Consider the following 17324-nt stretch of genomic DNA (forward strand, 5'->3'; position numbering starts at 1 on the left):
AGTTAAGCGCGCCCGTAAGCTTCTGCAATGGCAACATTCATCGCGTCTTGCGGGGTCCGGTCGCCCCAGCACACCAGTTGGAACGCGGGGTAGAACCGCTCCGACGCCATGATCGCCGCCGACAGCATTTTGTCGACCTGATCCGCGCCTACGTCGCGCCCGCCCGACATGATCAGCCCGTAGCGATAGACCATCAAGCGCTGCGCGTGCCAATAGGTGAAGGCGCCCGTCCAGCAGGTGTCATTGGCGCGGTTCATCAGGTCATACAGCGCAGGCAACTTGTCCTCCGGCGGCTCCATCTCGAAGGTGGAAACCAACCGCAAAGTCTCGTCATGATCCGACCACGCCAGCGTGATGGAATACGTCCGCCACTGCCCCTCAATCGCCATGGCGATCTGGTCATCTGCAATCCGGTCAAATTCCCAATCGTGGTGGGCCGCGAGGGTCTCCACCAGATCAATCGGGTGCAAATCTTCGGTTTCAAGATAATGCTCTAAGCTCGCCATGCTCGGCCCCCTCTCCAGGTCGTATCCGGAGGATCCCAATCCCCCAACAAACTGGGCTTCATACTACAGGTCGCTTGTTTGTCGCGATCCTTGTCTAGATGTTGGGATTTATCGGAGACTCTGTAAAGGCTTTATTTAGTCTTACCCACAACACATTGTGTGCCTTGTGGGTGAATGCCACTATTTGGAGGGTTGTCCACAGACCGCGCAGGCCGGATCACGCTTCACGTTGATCAATCGCGTCTCCGCGTAGAGCGCATCGTAGATCAACATCTGCCCGCGCAGTACCGCGCCAGCGCCTGTGATGTGCTTGATCGCCTCCAGCGCCATCATCGAGCCGACCACGCCGGGCAACGCGCCGACCACCCCCGCCTCGGAGCAGGACGGCGCCAACCCAGCCGCCGCGGCGTTGGGGAAAACACACGCGTAACAAGGGGTATCCTGCGCAGGATGAAACAGGCTCAATTGTCCTTCCCACTGCGTGATTGCCCCTGAAATCAACGGCTTGCCAAGTTGGACCGCGATCTCATTCACCAAGTACCGCGTCTGCGCATTGTCAGAGCCATCAAGGATCAGATCGTAGTCCGCAAACAGCTCCGCCGCCATATCCTGCTGCAACCGACGGTTGTAGGGACGGATCGTCACGAACGGATTTTGCGCCTCCAGCGCCGCCTGCGCGGAAAACACCTTGGGCATGCCAATCCGCGCGTCGGTGTGGATCACTTGGCGCTGCAGGTTGGAGCTATCGACGACGTCGTCGTCGATCACCCCGATGGTGCCCACTCCCGCCGCCGCCAGATATTGCAGCACCGGCGCGCCCAGCCCACCGGCGCCGATGACCAGCGCGCGGGCTTTTTTCATCTTCTTCTGCCCCGGCCCGCCGATCTCGCGCAGCACGATGTGGCGGGCATAGCGGTTCAACTCGGCCTCTGTGAACTTATCGGACGGGGCCGCCGAAGGCTCTGCGGGCGCAGCGCGGCTGCGCAAACGGCCAAGCACCGCGCGGTAGCCCGCCACAACAAGCGCGACACCGCCGAACATGGCCCAGCCCGTCAGCGTGCCGGTTGCATCCTTCACCGGATTTCCAATCGGCAGCGTCAACTGGATCAGCGCCACGACCGCGAATAGCGCAACCAGTGCCGCAATCTGCACACGTTTGGCGATGCCAAACGCCCAGCCTGCCAGCAGGACCGCAGCCGCAATGAAGAGAACCGTCGCCACCTTAACCGCGCCCAGTCGACCCGAAGCCACCGGACCCGCGCGCGGTGTCCGATAGGCCTTGCGCCAGCGCGAACCGCGCCTGCACCACAGGGGCCACCACCATCTGCGCGATCCGGTCACCGTGAGTGACGGTGAACGGCTCCGCCCCGAGGTTGATCAGGATCACCCCCAACGGCCCACGGTAGTCGCTGTCGATCGTGCCGGGCGTGTTGGGCAGGCTAACCCCGTGCTTCAGCGCAAGGCCGGAGCGGGGCCTGATTTGCACCTCGAACCCGTCGGGAATTTCGACGCGCAGCCCCGTGGGAACCAAGGCCCGCGCCATGGGGGCCAGCACCACCCCGCCCTCACGGTCCGCCTCGGCCAGATTGGCGCGCAGATCGGCGCCCGCAGCGCCGTCTGTCTCGTAGGAGGGCAGCCCCAACGCCGGATCGGCGTCTGGCGTCCATGTAAAGCGCAAAACCGGCGTCACGCCAAAGCCTCCGCGATTTTGGCGGCAATTTTCATCGCAACCTGCTCCTTGTTCAGCCGTGGCCACACGTCCGCGCCCGCGTCTGAAATGATCGTCACCGCGTTCTCGCTGCCGCCCATGATCCCCGTCTCGGGGCTTACGTCGTTGGCCACGATCCAGTCGCAGCCTTTGCGCGCCCGTTTCGCCGTCGCGTTTGCTTCGACGTCGTCTGTCTCTGCCGCGAAGCCCACCACCAGTTTGGGGCGTCCTGCGGTCATCTGCGACACGCCTGCCAAAATATCGGGGTTCTCCGCGAAGCTCAGCGCAGGGGCGTTGCCGCTGCCGTCTTTCTTCATTTTGGAGCCGGAAGCGTTCTCCACCCGCCAATCCGCCACCGCCGCCGCGAACACGGCCGCATCGGCAGGCAAGGCGGCGTCGACGGCCTCTTTCATCTCCCGTGCGGTTTGCACTGCGACCACCTTTACGCCCAAAGGCGGAGCGACGTCGGCGGGGCCGGTAACAAAGGTCACATCCGCCCCGAGTGCCGCCAAGCTGCGCGCGATGGCCGTGCCCTGCGCCCCCGACGAGCGGTTGGCGATGTAGCGCACCGGATCAATCGGCTCATGCGTCGGGCCGGACGTCACAAGCACATGCTTGCCCTTCAACGGCCCGTCCGCCAGCGCCGCCTCGGCGGCGGCGACAATCTCCAACGGCTCCGACATGCGACCCGGACCGTGTTCCCCGCAGGCCATATCGCCCACGTCAGGGCCAACCGTCAGGATGCCGTCGCCGTGCAAAGTGGCCAAGTTGCGTTGGGTCGCGGGATGCTCCCACATCCGCACGTTCATCGCGGGGGCAATCAGCACCCGCTTGTCCGTTGCCATCAGCAATGTGGAGGCCAGATCATTCGCCAAGCCGCCTGCCATCTTGCCCATCAAATCCGCCGTTGCGGGGGCCACGACCACCAGATCTGCGGCGCGTGACAGCTCTATATGGCCCATCTCCGCCTCGTCGGTCAGGTCGAACAGGTCGCGGTAGACCTTCTGCCCCGCCAGCGCGGAGGTGCTGAGCGGTGTCACGAATTCCTCCGCCGAGCGGGTTAGCACCGGCGTCACCGTTGCCCCGCGTTCGCGCAGCCTGCGGATCAGGTCCAGCGACTTAAAGGCGGCGATGCCGCCCCCCACGATCAGAAGTATCCGTTTGCCTGCAAGCATGTTGCACCCCGCTTTCCTTGCCCCAAGTGTTAGGACAGCACGGCGCGGGGGGCAATCAGTTGCGTGAAAACCTGTCGCATGGATCGCCTTCACCCGCGTCAAACCCGCCGGTCATGATCCAGCGGTCATAGGGCGGGGATATCTCCCCCGTCACCAACTGCCCGACGGAAATCACCTGCGCGTCGGGGGCCACCAAATCCAGATAGAACGGCACGCCCCAGTCGGTGCGCGCATGGCCGTTGCCTGTGATCACCAGCACCGGCCCGCCAGTGTCCTCCAGCGCCTGAAGCGCCGTTTGGGCAAAGCTGGCGTCGCGCAGCCGCTGGGCCTCAACCATTTGGGGCAGCATGTCAGCGGGCAGCGCGTCGCAATGCGCCTCTGCCTGAAGCGCCTCGCGCGCCTCTTGTTGGGCGTCGGGCAATGGGGCGTCCAACCCGTAACCCTCGCCCGAAAAGCCAACCGCAGCGCCGTTTTCCACCGCCGCACGCAACTTTTCCCTCGGCACGGCCGCGCCGTATATTTGCGCCTGCGGGGCCGCCGCGAAAATCGGGTAATACATATAGAAAGAGGGCCAGCCGCCACGGCTTGTCCACTCCAGCGCTGTGTCCAGCGCGTCCAGAACGAACCGGTCGGCGGCCTGTCCAGCCGCCGCCTGCTCCGCGTCAAGCATCTCGAACACGATGGCGGACGGGTAGATGGCGCGCGCAATCGCGGCCTGATTGTTGTGGTGGAACGGGTTGTCGTGCAACTCCCCCACGATCACGATGTCCGCGCCGCCCAGCGTCTCGAAGGCCGAAGGGCTCAAGGCCTCCGCTTGGGCCTGAGCGCCCAATAGGGCAAGCCCAAGAGCCTTAATGAAGCAGGAAGTTTTTGACCTCATGGCTGTGGGCTTCCAGTGATTTGCGCATTTTGACAAAGGCTGCGGCCTCCAATTGGCGCACGCGTTCCTTTGACAGGCCCAGCTCTTGCCCCAAGCTTTCCAAGGTGCGGGGCCGGTCCAGAAGTTTGCGTTCGCGGACGATGAATTGTTCCCTGTCGCTCAACGCGGTCATAGCGTCCACCAACCAGCCGCGCAATGCGCGGTTGTCGTGGCTGTGCTCCACCACATCGGCGGCCTGCGGGCCATCATCCTCCAGCGCGTCAATCCATTCGCGGCCTTCGTCCTCGGTGGATTGCGTCGCGTTCAGCGAGAAGTCGGAGCCGGACAAGCGGCCTTGCATCATCTCCACGTCGCGCACGGATACGCCAACCTCTGCTGAAATCATCTGCCGCAACTGGTGCCCGTCAAGCGGCTCTCCGCTGGCGGTTGCCTCGCGCTCCAACCGCGCCTGAACGCGGCGCAGGTTGAAAAACAGCGACTTTTGCGAGGACGTTGTGCCAGTGCGCACCATCGACCAGTTGCGCATCACATGCTCTTGGATCGACGCCTTGATCCACCACACGGCGTAGGTCGAGAACCGCAACCCACGGTCGGGGTCAAACTTTTCGGCGGCCTTCATCAGGCCAAGTCCGGCTTCTTGGATCAGGTCATTCATCGGCGCGCCGTAGCGGCGGAACTTATACGCCATGGATATCGCCAGCCGCATGTAAGCGTTTATCAGCCGGTGCAGCGCTTCCTCGTCGCGGTCGTCGCGCCATGCATAGGCAAGCTGCAACTCTGTTTCCGCGTCCAGTAGCTCTGCCTTCATCGCTGTGCGTGACAGTGTGTTATCGGATGGTCTTGCATCTAACGCCATAGTCTCACCCCCATGTGTCGTTTTGGCCTAAGTGTTGTTTTGGCTTGGCTCTCGGGTCTGCTTTTGTGATGAATACGCGGCAGACGCCGGAATGGATCAAAACAAGTTGAAGGAAATGTTATGAGCACGCTGCCCCCCTTGACCTTGGTGCTAGGCGGTGCGGCCTCCGGTAAGTCCTCCTTTGCGGAGCGTGCGATCCGCCAGTCTGCGCCCGACTTGCAGAAAATCTACATCGCCACCGCGCAGGCTTTTGATGACGAGATGCACGCGAAAATCGCCAAACATCAAAGGCTTCGCGCCGCCGACGGCTGGCACACCCATGAGGATCCGTTGGCCGTCGCCGCACGCCTGAACGCCGCCATCGCGGGGCAAATCATCCTGCTTGATTGCGCCACCTTGTGGCTGACCAACCAGCTCATGGCAGACGCTGATCTGGACGCCGCATCGCAAGAGCTGGTGACCGCCTTGGCCCATTGCGCGGCAAGCGTTGTCGTCGTCAGCAACGAGGTTGGGCAAGGCATCGTGCCCGAACACGCCATGTCGCGCCGCTTCCGCGAGGCCCAAGGCCAGCTTAACCAACACATCGCCCGCGAGGCGCAACTGGTGGTGCAAGTCATCGCCGGCCTGCCGCTGGTCCTGAAAGGCGCCTTGCCTCAGGGGCTGTCGTGAAGGTGACCCGCCTGTGGTGGGTGCGCCACGGCCCTACCCACGAGAAGGCGTTCACCGGCTGGCGCGACGTGCCTGCCGACCTGTCGGACACCGCCAAGATTGCCCGTTTGCATAGCCACCTGCCGCCCGACGCGGCGCTGATTTCCTCGGACCTTCAGCGCGCCACGGCGACCGCCGACGCCCTTGGTGCGGGCCGCACCCGCCTGCCCCACGCGCCCGCCTTGCGCGAATTGAACTTCGGCGTTTGGGACGGGCTGCATTTCTCCAAGGTGGCGGAAATGCACCCAGAGCTGTCACGCGCCTACTGGGAAACCCCCGGCGATGTGAAGCCGCCCAACGGCGAAAGCTGGAACGAGCTGCACGCCCGCCTCAGCCCCAAGGTCAGCGATCTGCACGCAAACGACCACGGCGACATCATCGTCGTCGCCCATATGGGCGTGATCATGTCGCAGATAGAGCGCGCGCTTGGCGTCTCGCCCTACAAGGCCATGTCCCACCAGATAGAGCCGCTGTCGGTCACCCGCATCGACATAGGACCGGACGGCTGGACCATCGGTGCGATCAATCACCAACCCTGATGGGATCGCCCACAATTCTTGAGTTCCGTTTCGCGCAAAGCCGCCCTAACGTTGCGTCATGACGTATGATCTTCTTATCGGCGACCGCTCCTATTCCAGTTGGTCCCTACGAGGTTGGCTTTTGTTCGCAAAGTTCGACATCGCCGCGACCGTGCATGACACACGGTTCTACATTCCCCAGTTCCAAGAGGACTTGAAGCCCTTCGCCCCCGCGCGCACCGTGCCCGTCATCCGCTTGCCCGAAGGTGGCATCGTGATGGACAGCCTCGCCATCGCGGAGACGCTGGCCGAACGCCACCCCGACAAAGGCTACTGGCCCGAAGACCTCGAGGCGCGGGCCTTGGCGCGCGGTATGGTCGCCGAGATGCACAGCGGCTACGGCGCGCTGCGCTCCGCCTGCCCGATGAACCTGCGCCAAAGCTTTGTCGACTTCCCCGTCTCGGACGCCGTCGCGGCAGATGTTGCGCGGATCGAGCAGCTCTGGGCCGCCGCCCGTGCGCTTGCCACAGAGGGCCCGTGGCTGTTCGGTGCGTATTCCGTGGCGGATGCGTTCTTCGCGCCCATCGCGGCCCGCATGGCCGGATACGGCCTGCCGGTGAGCGAGGCGTCGAAACCCTACATCGTGCACACGATCTCTGACCCGACGTTCTTGGAATGGCGCAGACGTGGGCTGCAAGACGCGCCGCAATCGAAATATGACCTGCCCTACGCCGCAGGGAAATGGCCCGGCCCCGATTAAGTAAACCTCGCGTTAACCAAGCATCCGCCACTGTGCCCGCCAAGGGATCAACACCGAGGCTGAATTGGTTACGCGCACCTACACAGTTGCCTTCGAGGGCATCGAGGCCCGGCTGGTCGAGGTGCAATGCGCCGTGACCGCTGGGCTTCCGTCGTTCTCCATCGTGGGTTTGGCCGACAAAGCGGTCAGCGAGGCCCGCGACAGGGTCCGCGCCGCCCTGACCGCCATGTCCATCGCCATGCCGTCAAAGCGCGTGACGGTGAACCTGTCCCCCGCCGACCTGCCAAAAGAAGGCTCGCATTTCGACCTGCCGATCGCCCTTGCCCTGCTCGCGGCGCTCGACATTCTGCCTGCCGAAGATGTGCAAAACACCGTGGCCTTAGGGGAGCTTTCGCTCGATGGTTCTTTGGTGCCGGTTATCGGCACCCTGCCCGCCGCGCTGACCGCGGCGGAACAGGAATGCTGCCTGCTTTGCCCCGAGCAATGCGGCGCGGAGGCCGCTTGGGTCGACGCCGCGCGGGTGTTCGGCGCGTCCTCCCTTCTGGAGGTTGTCCAGCATTACACCGGCCAAAAGCCCCTGACCGCAGCCACACCCGGCGAAATCACGCGGCCCCAACACAGCAAAGACCTGCGCGACGTAAAAGGGCAAGAACGCGCCAAACGCGCGCTGGAAATCGCCGCGGCGGGGCGTCATCACCTGCTGCTGGTGGGCACACCCGGCTCTGGCAAATCCATGCTGGCCGCCCGCCTGCCCGGCATCCTGCCGCCCCTTTCGCCGGAGGAGGCGTTGGAAACCTCAATGATCCATTCGCTCGCCGGATTGCTCAAGGATGGCGGCATCTCGCGGGAGCGCCCGTTCAGAACGCCGCATCATACCGCGTCCATGGCGGCCATCGTGGGTGGCGGGCGCGGCGCAAAACCGGGGGAGATATCCTTGGCCCACAACGGCGTGCTGTTCATGGACGAATTCCCCGAATACCCCCGCGCCGTTCTGGAAACCCTGCGCCAGCCGATTGAAACCGGCGACGTCGTTGTGGCCCGCGCCAACGCGCATGTGCGCTACCCGTGCAAGTTCATGTTGGTCGCCGCCGCCAACCCGTGCAAATGCGGCTACATGACCGACGCGGCGCAAGCCTGCGCCCGTGCCCCGCTGTGTGGCGAGGATTATATGGGCCGCATATCCGGCCCCTTGATGGACAGGTTCGATTTGCGTCTGGACGTGCCGCCCGTCGCCTTCACCGATCTGGATTTGCCTGCGTCCGGCGACACCTCCGTAGAGGTGGCCGCACGGGTAAAAGCCGCCCGCGACGTGCAAAGCACGCGCTTCAAGGGTCATGCAGGTGTGCGCGTCAACGCGGATGCGGAGGGCGAGTTACTCAAGGAAATCGCCACACCCGACGCCGAGGGCGCGGCGCTTCTGACCCGCGCGGCGGAGCACTACCGTCTGTCCGCGCGCAGCTACCACCGTGTGCTGCGCGTGGCACGCACCATCGCTGACTTGGAGGGCAGCACGCACGTTTGCGCCCCCCATATCGCGGAGGCCGTGAGCTACCGGACCGCGTCCTGATCAGGCGCGTTTGGCCTCGATCGCTTCCCAGATTTTGGCGGTAATGTTCACCCCGTCAAAGCGCTCCAGCTCTTGAATGCCCGTGGGGGAGGTCACGTTGATTTCCGTCAACCAGCCGCCGATCACGTCGATCCCCACGAACACTTGGCCGTGGTTCTTCAAATCCGCGCCTATGCGTTCGCAAATCTCGCGGTCGCGCTCTGTCAGGCCGACTTTTTCCGGCCGCCCGCCAACGTGCATGTTGGAGCGGGTCTCCCCCTTGGCAGGCACGCGGTTGATCGCGCCAACAGGCGCGCCGTCCACCAGAATGATCCGCTTGTCGCCCTTTGCCACATCGGGCAGGAATTTTTGCATGATCAGCGGCTCGTTGTTGATCCCCGCGAACAGCTCGTGCAGCGAATTGAGGTTGCGATCCTCCGGCGTCAGGCGAAACACCCCCGCGCCGCCGTTGCCGTAAAGCGGCTTCAGGATCACATCGCCGTGGCGTTCCTTGAACGCCTTCAGCGTCGCCAAATCCCGCGCAATCGCCGTCGGCGGCGTCAAATCGGGGTAGTCCAGCACCTTCAGCTTTTCGGGCCAGTTGCGCACCCACGTCGGATCATTCACCACCAGCGTATCCGGATGGATGCGGTCCAGAATATGCGTCGTCGTGATGTAGCCCATGTCGAACGGCGGATCTTGGCGCAGCCAGACCACGTCCCAATCCGCCAGATTGACGCGTTGACGCGCGCCCAGCTCAAAGTGGTCACCTTTGACGCGGCGTACGGTCAGCGGCCAACCGTTGGCGTAGACCTCGCCCTCTTCATATGACAGCGCGTCGGGGGTGTAATAGAACAGCTCGTGGCCGCGCGCTTGCGCTTCCTCCGCGATGCGAAAACTTGAATCCCCGTCGATATCAATGTGATCAATCGGGTCCATTTGAATGGCGACCTTCAGGCCCATGCGCTGTCCTTCCATGGCATCGGGCAGAAAATCGGCCCCTCGCACCCTTAAATGAGGCAGCAAGGTCCGGCTTTCAATCCATTATCTACAAATAGCCATCGCTGCGCAGGCGCACAGGTCACGCGCCCAGCGCGTTCTCGATGATCTCGATCCGCCCGACGCCGTCCACAAGGGCCACGTCAAACCGCATGTCGGTGTCTTGGCCCGATGGTTCACTGGCGACGAATTCACAGGCGGCATCCAGCAGCCGGGCCATTTGATCCGCGCCAAGCCGCTCCGCCGCGCGGGCGTGGGATCGGCTTTGCTTGACCTCAACGAAAATGACACGGCCCTCCCAGCGCATCACTAGGTCTACCTCCCCACCGCGCCCCCTGAACCGGTGCGCGGCAAAGGTGTATCCGCGCCGCAAATAATGCCGTGCGACGCTGCGCTCTGCCTCAATCCCCGCGTGGTATCCTGTTCGCCCACGCTCGGATCGCGACATGGCTACTTTCCTTCTTTCTCCAACCGCAACGCGGCTTGGTAAACCTGCCTGCGCGGCTGGCCTGTGGCTGCCACGACCTGCGCCACCGCATCCTTCAAAGATCCCGCGTCCATTGCCTCCTTCAGCAAAATGTCGGTGTCCTTCTCGTCAAAGGCGCTCACCTCCCCGCGCGCGACCAGCACCACAACCTCCCCCTTCAAGGTGACGCCGTCCAGTTCAGCAACCAGTTCCGCCAAGCTGCCGCGCCGGACTTCCTCAAACTTCTTCGTCAACTCCCGCGCAACAACCGCCTCGCGCGTCTCGCCGTATACTTCGACCAAATCCGCTAACATTTTGTGAACGCGTTTGGGGCTCTCGTAGAACACCAATGTGCCGGGCACCTCTGCCAAGCTGCGCAGGAAGCTTTGCCGCTGGCCCTTGGAGGTCGGCGCGAAGCCCGCAAAGAAAAACGCATCCGTCGCCAGCCCGCTGACCGACAGTGCCGCCAGCACCGCCGACGGTCCGGGTGCTGCGGTCACCATGTAGCCCTCTTCGGTCACGGCACGCCCCAACTGGTAGCCGGGATCAGCGACAAGTGGCGTCCCCGCCTCCGAGGCGTAGGCCACGGACTTGCCATCCGCCAAGGCGCGCAAAATCTTCGGGCGCGCCGACGCGCCGTTGTGATCGTGGTAGGCCACCATCGCCCTACCGTCCAAAGCGATTCCATGAATGTCCATCAATCGGCGCAAAGTCCGCGTGTCTTCCGCGGCCAAAACATCCGCCGAGGCCAGAATATCCAGCGCCCGCAACGTGATGTCGCGGGCCGTTCCGATGGGCGTGGCTATGAAATACAGGCCCGAGGCCAGATTTACGCGTTTTGCAGCCGTCATGAGCTTAACCCTTCGTCTTCACGTTTACTTGGCACTCCATACCTCGTATTCAAAGGGCCACAAGTGTGGCTGTGCCGGCGGCCATTTGGTGGGGACTTTTGGAGTGATAGACATGTTCAACCTTTTGGGAAGCGCCCGCAAGGGCACACGCGCCATTTTGGCGATCGCCGCGGCCACTGCGCTGGCGGCCTGCGACGTAGATTTGACCCAAGGCGGCGGTGCCGGTGGTGGGGCCAAGTCGAAAGGGGGCGCGGTCAATGTTGCCCTGCTGGTGCCTTACGGCTCCGCGACACCGGGTGATGACGGCTTGGCCCGTGCGCTGGAAAACTCCGCGCGTTTGGCTGCCGCCGATCTGGGCGAAGGCAAGGTGAACATCACCGTTTACAAGACCGCCGGTCAGGCTGGCACGGCTGCGAGCGTGGCGAACCAAGCCGTGGCCGCTGGCGCGGACATCATCCTCGGGCCGCTGCGCTCTGACGCGGCGAACGCTGTGGCGGTCGCGGTTGCGGGCTCCAAGGTGAACGTCATTTCGTTCTCCAACAACACCTCCATCGCGGGCGGCAACCTGTTCGTGATCGGCAACACCTACGACAGCATCGCGTCGCGCCTGATGAGCTATGCCAGCGCCCAAGGCCGCACCCGCGTCGTTGTGGTTTACCCGCAAACGCCGGTCGGCCAGATCGGACGCTCCGCCGTGGTGAAGGCCACCGCAGGCACCAACGTGAAGGTCGTCGGCGACGGCTCTTTCCAGTTTAGCGAGCAAGGCATCGTTGCGGCGGTCCCGTCCATCGCGAACACCATCAAGGAAACCGGCGCGACGGCTGTTATGCTGACATCCGACAGCACCGGCGCGCTGCCCCTGTTGGCGCAACTCCTGCCGGAGCAAGGCGTCAGCCCCTCCGTGACCAAATACATCGGCTTGACCCGCTGGGACGTGCCTGCGCAAACCCTGTCCCTGCCAGGCATCCAAGGCGGCTGGTTCGCGCTGCCTGATCCTGCGCCAGTGGCCCAGTTCAACGCCCGCTACAGCAGCACCTACGGCGGTTCCGCGCACCCGCTGGCTGGCCTCGCCTATGACGGCGTGGCGGCAATCGGGGCGTTGTCCGCCAAAAAGCTGGCGATGACCAAGGGCAACTTGACTCAATCCTCTGGCTTCAAAGGCGTGAACGGGGTATTCCGATTTAAAGCCGACGGCACAAACCAACGTGCCATGGCAATCGCGCAAGTGACGAACAATCAGGTCCAGATTATTGATCCCGCACCAAAATCATTCGGCTTCGGCGGCTTCTGAGCTTAGCCCGATCGACTTATCACCTCTGGCGCCGGACGAGCTTATCGCTCCGGCGCTGGACATTTTCGACGCCTCTATCGTCCACGCACAGCTAGATGCCGCCATGGTGGACTGCCCTGATCCGAAGGCGATGCGCGCGGCCACCGTCGAAATCCTCTCTGATGTGCAAACGCGGTCCCGCAAGATCATTGCGGACTCCTTCGCCCAAAAGCCCAGAGCCGCCCGTCGCCTGACCCATTCCTACAGCTACCTGACCGACGGTTTGGTCCGCGCGGCCTTCCACGTCGCCCGCACGTATCTGCACCCGATCTCCAACCCCACTGAATCTGAACGCCTCGCCGTGATGGCCGTGGGCGGCTACGGGCGCGGTGAGATGGCGCCCTTCTCTGACGTCGATCTGCTGTTCCTGACCCCTTACAAAATTACCCCGTGGGCCGAGAGCACGATTGAGTCGATGCTCTACATCCTGTGGGACTTGAAGCTGAAAATCGGCCACTCTTCGCGCACCGTCAAAGACTGCCTGCGCTTGGGGCGCGACGATTTCACCATCCGCACCGCCCTGCTGGAACACCGCCTTGTCGATGGCGACGCCAAGCTCGCCAAACAGCTCGACAAGCAACTGTGGAGCAAGCTGTTCAACGACACCGGCGCGGAGTTCGTGGAGGCCAAGCTGGACGAACGCGAGGAGCGTTTGAAAAAGCACGGCGGCCAGCGCTACATAGTGGAGCCGAACGTCAAAGAGGGCAAAGGCGGCTTGCGTGATCTCCAGTCGCTCTACTGGATCGCCAAATACGTCAACCGCGTGAAAACCGTCGATGAATTGGTCGACCTCAACGTTTTCACCCGCGACGAGCTGACCAGCTTCCGGCAGGCCGACCGCTTTGTCTGGGCCACCCGCGCGCATATGCACCTGATCGCCAACCGCGCCAGCGAGCAACTCAGCTTCGACGTGCAGGTCGAGGTGGCCAGCCGCATGGGCTACACCGATACCGGTGGACGCCGCGCGGTGGAACACTTCATGCAAGACTACTTCCGCCACGCCACCCGGGTCGGCGAATTGACCCGCATCCTGCTCACCGATCTGGAAGCACGTCACGTCAAGCAAGAGCCCGCGATCATCGGCTTCCTGCGCAACGCGCGGCGCAAGCGGTTGAAGAAGGGCTACAGCCGCCGCCAAAACCGGCTGGACGTGGTCGACAAGCTGGAATTCCTCGCCGACCCGCTGAACATGCTGCGGGTGTTTGAGGAGGCCTTGCGCACAGGCTACCTGATCCACCCCGACGTGATGCGCCTGATCGCCGCCAACCTTGACCTGATCCGTGGTCTAGAGGGCAACAAGGTCGCCGCGCGTATTTTCTTGGATACTTTGCTCAAGCACGGCAATCCCGAACGCGCCCTGCGCCGGATGAACGAGCTGGGTGTGCTGGGGGCCTTCATCCCCGATTTTCAGACCATCGTGGCGATGATGCAGTTCAACATGTACCACTCTTACACGGTGGACGAGCACACGATCCAAACCATTTCCCACCTCGCCAAGATCGAGCGCGAGGAGCTGATCGAAGAACTCCCCGTGGCCTCAGGCATCCTGAGCGAAGGTGTTAACCGCAAGGTTCTTTATGTCGCCCTGCTGCTGCACGATATCGGCAAGGGCCGCGCCGAAGATCACTCTATTTTGGGGGCCAAAATGGCCCGCTACATCGCCCCGCGCCTTGGGTTAAACAAAGAGGAATGCGAAACCGTCGAATGGCTGGTCCGCTACCACCTGCTGATGTCGGATCTTGCGCAAAAGCGCGACATCGCGGACCCGCGCACCGTGCGCGACTTCGCCAAGGCGGTGAAATCCGTCAAGCGGCTGGACCTGCTCTGCGTCCTGACCGTCTGCGATATTCGCGGCGTTGGCCCGAACGTGTGGAACAACTGGAAGGCCTCTCTGATCCGCGCGCTGTACCGCCAAACGCGGCGCGGGCTGGAGGACGGCATGGAAGCCCTGAACCGCGAAGAACGCGGCGCAGGGGCCAAGAAGAAGCTGCGCGCAGCCCTCCCCGATTGGACGAAGAAAGACCTCAACCGCGAAGTCGCGCGCCACTACCCGCCCTACTGGCAGGGGCTGCACGTCAAGGCGCATGTGGACTTTGCCAAGCTGCTGCGCGGCATCCCCACGGATGAAATCCGTATTGAGCTGACCCCCGACGAAGACCGCGACGCCACCCGCGCCTGCTTTGCCATGGCCGACCATCCGGGCATTTTCTCGCGCATGTGCGGTGCCTTGGCGCTGGTTGGTGCAAATGTCGTGGACGCGCGGACCTACACCAGCAAGGACGGCTTCGCCACGGCGGCCTTCTGGATACAGGACGGCGAAGGCCACCCCTACAACATGACCCGCCTGCCGCGCCTGAAGTCGATGATCCACAAAACCCTGATGGGCGAAGTCCTCGCCCGCGAGGCGCTGGTGTCCAAAGACAAGATCAAAAAGCGCGAGCGCCCGTTTACGGTGCCCACATCGGTCACCTTTGATAACGAAGGCTCGGAGATTTACACCATCATCGAGGTCGACACCCGCGACCGTCCGGGGCTGCTCTATGACCTTAGCCGCACCCTGTCGGAAACCAACATCCAGATCGCATCCGCCATGATCGCCACTTACGGCGCGCAGGTCGTGGATACCTTCTATGTGAAAGACATGTTCGGTCTGAAATTCCACTCCGCCTCCAAACAGGCCACCATTGAGCGCAAACTGCGCGAGGCCATTGCACGCGGCTCGGAACGGGCGGGCGTATGAGCCAACCCAGCCGGTTAATGCGCGGTTTTGCGACCGTGGGCATGTGGACGTTGCTGTCGCGCATCTTGGGCTTCGTGCGCGACGTGCTGATCGCGGGCTTCCTTGGCGCGGGCCCCGTGGCGGAGGCCTTCCTGATCGCCTTCTCCCTGCCCAACATGTTCCGCCGCTTCTTCGCGGAGGGCGCGTTCAACATGGCCTTCGTGCCGATGTTCTCCAAGAAGGTGCAATCGGGCGATGATCCGCTCACCTTCGCCCGTGATGCCTTCACGGGGCTGGGCACCTTGCTGATCATTTTCACCGTGGTCGCGCAAATCTTCATGCCCGCTTTGGTGCTGCTCATGGCCTCCGGCTTCGTCGCGGATGAGCGGTTCGAGCTGGCCACGCTCTTTGGCCGCATCGCCTTCCCCTATATCTTGTTCATCTCCCTTGCTGCGCTGCTGTCCGGCGTTTTGAACGCCACGGGGCGCTTTGTGGCCGCCGCCGCGGCGCCGGTGCTGCTGAACGTCATGTTCATCGCCACGCTCAGCATCGCGTGGGCCTTGGGTGCCGACATCGGCCTGACGCTGGCGTGGACCGTCCCCGCCGCTGGCATCGCGCAACTGGCGCTGGTCTGGGTCGCCGCCGCGCGTGCAGGCTACCGCCTGATCCCGCGCCGCCCGCGCATGACGCCAGAACTCAAACGCCTTGCCATCATCGCCGCCCCCGCCGCCTTGGCGGGGGGCGTGGTGCAAGTAAACTTACTGGTGGGCCGCAACGTCGCCAGTTGGACAGAGGGCGCAATCGCGTGGGTCAACTACGCCGATCGCCTCTACCAACTGCCCCTTGGCGTGGTCGCGATCGCCATCGGTGTGGTGCTGTTGCCCGAACTGTCGCGCCGCTTGCAGGCCGACGACGTGGCGGGGGGGCAAGCCGCGCTCAGCCGCGCAGGCGAAGTGGCCTTGGCCCTGACCGTCCCTTGCGCCGTCGCACTCATGGTCATCCCCTCGCCGATGATTTCCGTCCTGTTCGAGCGGGGCCGTTTCACCGCAGAGGACACCGCCGCCACCGCGCTGGCGGTTGCCATCTACGGGCTTGGACTGCCTGCGTTCGTGCTTCAGAAAATCTTCCAGCCGCTTTATTTCGCCCGCGAGGACACCAAGCGTCCGTTCTACTTCGCGCTGGCCGCGATGGTGATCAACGCTGTTGTTGCCGTGGGTCTCTGGGTGTGGCTCGACTACCTTGCCGCCGCCTTGGCGACCTCCTTGGCGGGCTGGGCTATGGCGTGGCTGTTGTGGCATTACTCGCGTGATTTCGGCCCTGCTGCCAGTTTTGACGACCGCTTTCGCACACGCGCGCCGCGCATCATCGCGGCGTCGGTGCTGATGGGCGCGTTCCTCTACGGCGCGCATCTGGTGATGGCGCCGCTGTTCCAGATGGGCGCGTGGCGCTATCTGGCGCTTGCGGTTTTGTTGATCAGTGGCGGCGTCGTCTACGGCCTGTTGGGGCGCTTGCTTGGCGCATTCACCCCGTCAGATTTGAAACGCAGCCTCAAGCGCTAGCGGCGTTCGCGCAGCTTCGCCAAGACGCGATTCCAGCCGCCGGGGCTGACAAGGAACGACATCAAGAAGCCAACGGAGAAGCCCGCCACATCCGCCACCCAGTCGTAGCCGCCGCCAAACAGCAGGCCGAACACCAACTGGAACAACATCAAGAAGCCGATCAGCGAAAACGCCCGCATGGAGTTCGCGCCCACAGCCGCAAGGTTGACCCACAGCAGGAAGGTAAACGCGCCGATCAGCCCGTAAGCCCCCGGATACGCGCCGAAAAGCGGCTGTTGCGTGTCCGTCACCAACGCGTAGATCAGCGCCGCGATGATGGAGCTCCCCATAAAGACCGCGATGAACGACATGGTCGAGAAGACCTCCCCCACCGCTTTGCCGATGGCCAGCACAATGACCACCGCAAAGGCCGCGTGGGTGAAGTTGCCGTGCACAAACGGGTAGGTCACGAACCGTTGCAGGTGCTCCATCGGGAAATAGCGCTTGTCCAACATCTGCTCCCAGATCGGGCCAAAGAACGAATAGTCCTCCAGCGCAATAAGCCGCCAGCCAACGCCCTGCGCGCCGCCGACCAAACCGCTGGCACCGGCTTGGAAAATGATCTCGATGCCCGCTAGGATCGCCGCCAAGGCGATCACCACCGGCGGCAGCGTGTTGAACGGGGAAGCGTCTGCGTTTTCGTTATACATGGGACCTGCTCTGGTTGACCTCTTGTTGGCCCATGCGTATGCGACAAGGGCACA

General features: G+C 63.3%; 17 protein-coding genes. 7 read left to right on the top strand and 10 right to left on the bottom strand.

The window, feature by feature from the left end; translation table 11 throughout:
• Positions 1-2 precede the first annotated feature (2 nt).
• From BLW66_RS11375 to BLW66_RS11400, 6 genes are all read right to left on the bottom strand, one after another.
• Complete coding sequence (locus tag BLW66_RS11375; protein ID WP_089947280.1) at positions 3-506, bottom strand: type III secretion system chaperone family protein; 504 nt, start codon at positions 504-506, stop codon at positions 3-5.
• A 180-nt stretch (positions 507-686) separates the two neighbouring features.
• On the bottom strand, positions 687-1727 hold the full coding sequence (locus BLW66_RS11380) for a HesA/MoeB/ThiF family protein (RefSeq protein ID WP_089947281.1): 1041 nt from the start codon (positions 1725-1727) through the stop codon (positions 687-689).
• A 1-nt stretch (position 1728) separates the two neighbouring features.
• On the bottom strand, positions 1729-2196 hold the full coding sequence (gene dut, locus BLW66_RS11385) for a dUTP diphosphatase (RefSeq protein ID WP_089947282.1): 468 nt from the start codon (positions 2194-2196) through the stop codon (positions 1729-1731).
• Positions 2193-3389, bottom strand: coding sequence for a bifunctional phosphopantothenoylcysteine decarboxylase/phosphopantothenate--cysteine ligase CoaBC (gene coaBC / locus BLW66_RS11390; protein WP_089947283.1), 1197 nt, complete (start codon positions 3387-3389; stop codon positions 2193-2195). The genes dut and coaBC overlap by 4 nt, the downstream gene beginning before the upstream one ends.
• Positions 3390-3444: 55 nt before the next feature.
• Positions 3445-4269, bottom strand: coding sequence for a ChaN family lipoprotein (locus BLW66_RS11395; protein ID WP_089947284.1), 825 nt, complete (start codon positions 4267-4269; stop codon positions 3445-3447).
• Positions 4241-5125, bottom strand: a complete 885-nt coding sequence (locus BLW66_RS11400; RefSeq protein ID WP_089947285.1) for an RNA polymerase factor sigma-32 — start codon at positions 5123-5125, stop codon at positions 4241-4243. Before BLW66_RS11400 ends, BLW66_RS11395 begins: the two co-directional genes overlap by 29 nt.
• 120 nt (positions 5126-5245) lie before the next feature.
• Between BLW66_RS11400 and cobU the strand changes: the two genes are divergently transcribed.
• From cobU to BLW66_RS11420, 4 genes are all read left to right on the top strand, one after another.
• The gene (cobU, locus tag BLW66_RS11405; protein ID WP_089947286.1) at positions 5246-5794 is read left to right on the top strand and encodes a bifunctional adenosylcobinamide kinase/adenosylcobinamide-phosphate guanylyltransferase; all 549 of its coding nucleotides are present in this window, start codon (positions 5246-5248) and stop codon (positions 5792-5794) included.
• Positions 5795-5796: 2 nt separating this feature from the next.
• Positions 5797-6372, top strand: a complete 576-nt coding sequence (locus tag BLW66_RS11410; protein WP_089947433.1) for a histidine phosphatase family protein — start codon at positions 5797-5799, stop codon at positions 6370-6372.
• Positions 6373-6430: 58 nt separating this feature from the next.
• Positions 6431-7111, top strand: a complete 681-nt coding sequence (locus tag BLW66_RS11415; RefSeq protein WP_089947287.1) for a glutathione S-transferase — start codon at positions 6431-6433, stop codon at positions 7109-7111.
• Positions 7112-7175: 64 nt separating this feature from the next.
• Positions 7176-8678 carry a YifB family Mg chelatase-like AAA ATPase gene (locus BLW66_RS11420; RefSeq protein ID WP_089947288.1) on the top strand — a complete coding sequence of 501 codons (1503 nt, stop codon included), beginning with the start codon at positions 7176-7178 and terminating at the stop codon, positions 8676-8678.
• Here the strand turns inward: BLW66_RS11420 and gshB are convergent, their stop codons facing one another.
• From gshB to rsmI, 3 genes are all read right to left on the bottom strand, one after another.
• Complete coding sequence (gshB, locus tag BLW66_RS11425; RefSeq protein ID WP_089947289.1) at positions 8679-9620, bottom strand: glutathione synthase; 942 nt, start codon at positions 9618-9620, stop codon at positions 8679-8681.
• Positions 9621-9738: 118 nt separating this feature from the next.
• Complete coding sequence (locus BLW66_RS11430) at positions 9739-10104, bottom strand: YraN family protein (protein WP_089947290.1); 366 nt, start codon at positions 10102-10104, stop codon at positions 9739-9741.
• A gap of 2 nt (positions 10105-10106) precedes the next feature.
• Entirely contained in the window at positions 10107-10973 is an 867-nt protein-coding gene (gene rsmI, locus BLW66_RS11435; RefSeq protein ID WP_089947291.1) for a 16S rRNA (cytidine(1402)-2'-O)-methyltransferase, read from the bottom strand.
• Positions 10974-11085: 112 nt separating this feature from the next.
• On the opposite strand from rsmI, the gene BLW66_RS11440 reads away from it, so the two are divergent.
• From BLW66_RS11440 to murJ, 3 genes are read left to right on the top strand one after another with little or no spacing between them, the layout of a single operon-like run.
• Complete coding sequence (locus BLW66_RS11440; RefSeq protein WP_089947292.1) at positions 11086-12264, top strand: penicillin-binding protein activator; 1179 nt, start codon at positions 11086-11088, stop codon at positions 12262-12264.
• Positions 12224-15043, top strand: coding sequence for a [protein-PII] uridylyltransferase (locus tag BLW66_RS11445; RefSeq protein ID WP_170833464.1), 2820 nt, complete (start codon positions 12224-12226; stop codon positions 15041-15043). Before BLW66_RS11440 ends, BLW66_RS11445 begins: the two co-directional genes overlap by 41 nt.
• Positions 15040-16581: a murein biosynthesis integral membrane protein MurJ gene (gene murJ, locus BLW66_RS11450; protein ID WP_089947294.1), complete on the top strand. Its 1542-nt coding sequence runs from the start codon at positions 15040-15042 to the stop codon at positions 16579-16581. Before BLW66_RS11445 ends, murJ begins: the two co-directional genes overlap by 4 nt.
• Here murJ and BLW66_RS11455 read toward each other — a convergent pair.
• Positions 16578-17270 carry a rhomboid family intramembrane serine protease gene (locus tag BLW66_RS11455; protein WP_089947295.1) on the bottom strand — a complete coding sequence of 231 codons (693 nt, stop codon included), beginning with the start codon at positions 17268-17270 and terminating at the stop codon, positions 16578-16580. The genes murJ and BLW66_RS11455 overlap by 4 nt on opposite strands.
• Positions 17271-17324: the final 54 nt, after the last annotated feature.

The sequence above is a fragment of the Litoreibacter albidus genome (assembly GCF_900107015.1).
In the GTDB taxonomy this organism is placed as follows: domain Bacteria; phylum Pseudomonadota; class Alphaproteobacteria; order Rhodobacterales; family Rhodobacteraceae; genus Litoreibacter; species Litoreibacter albidus.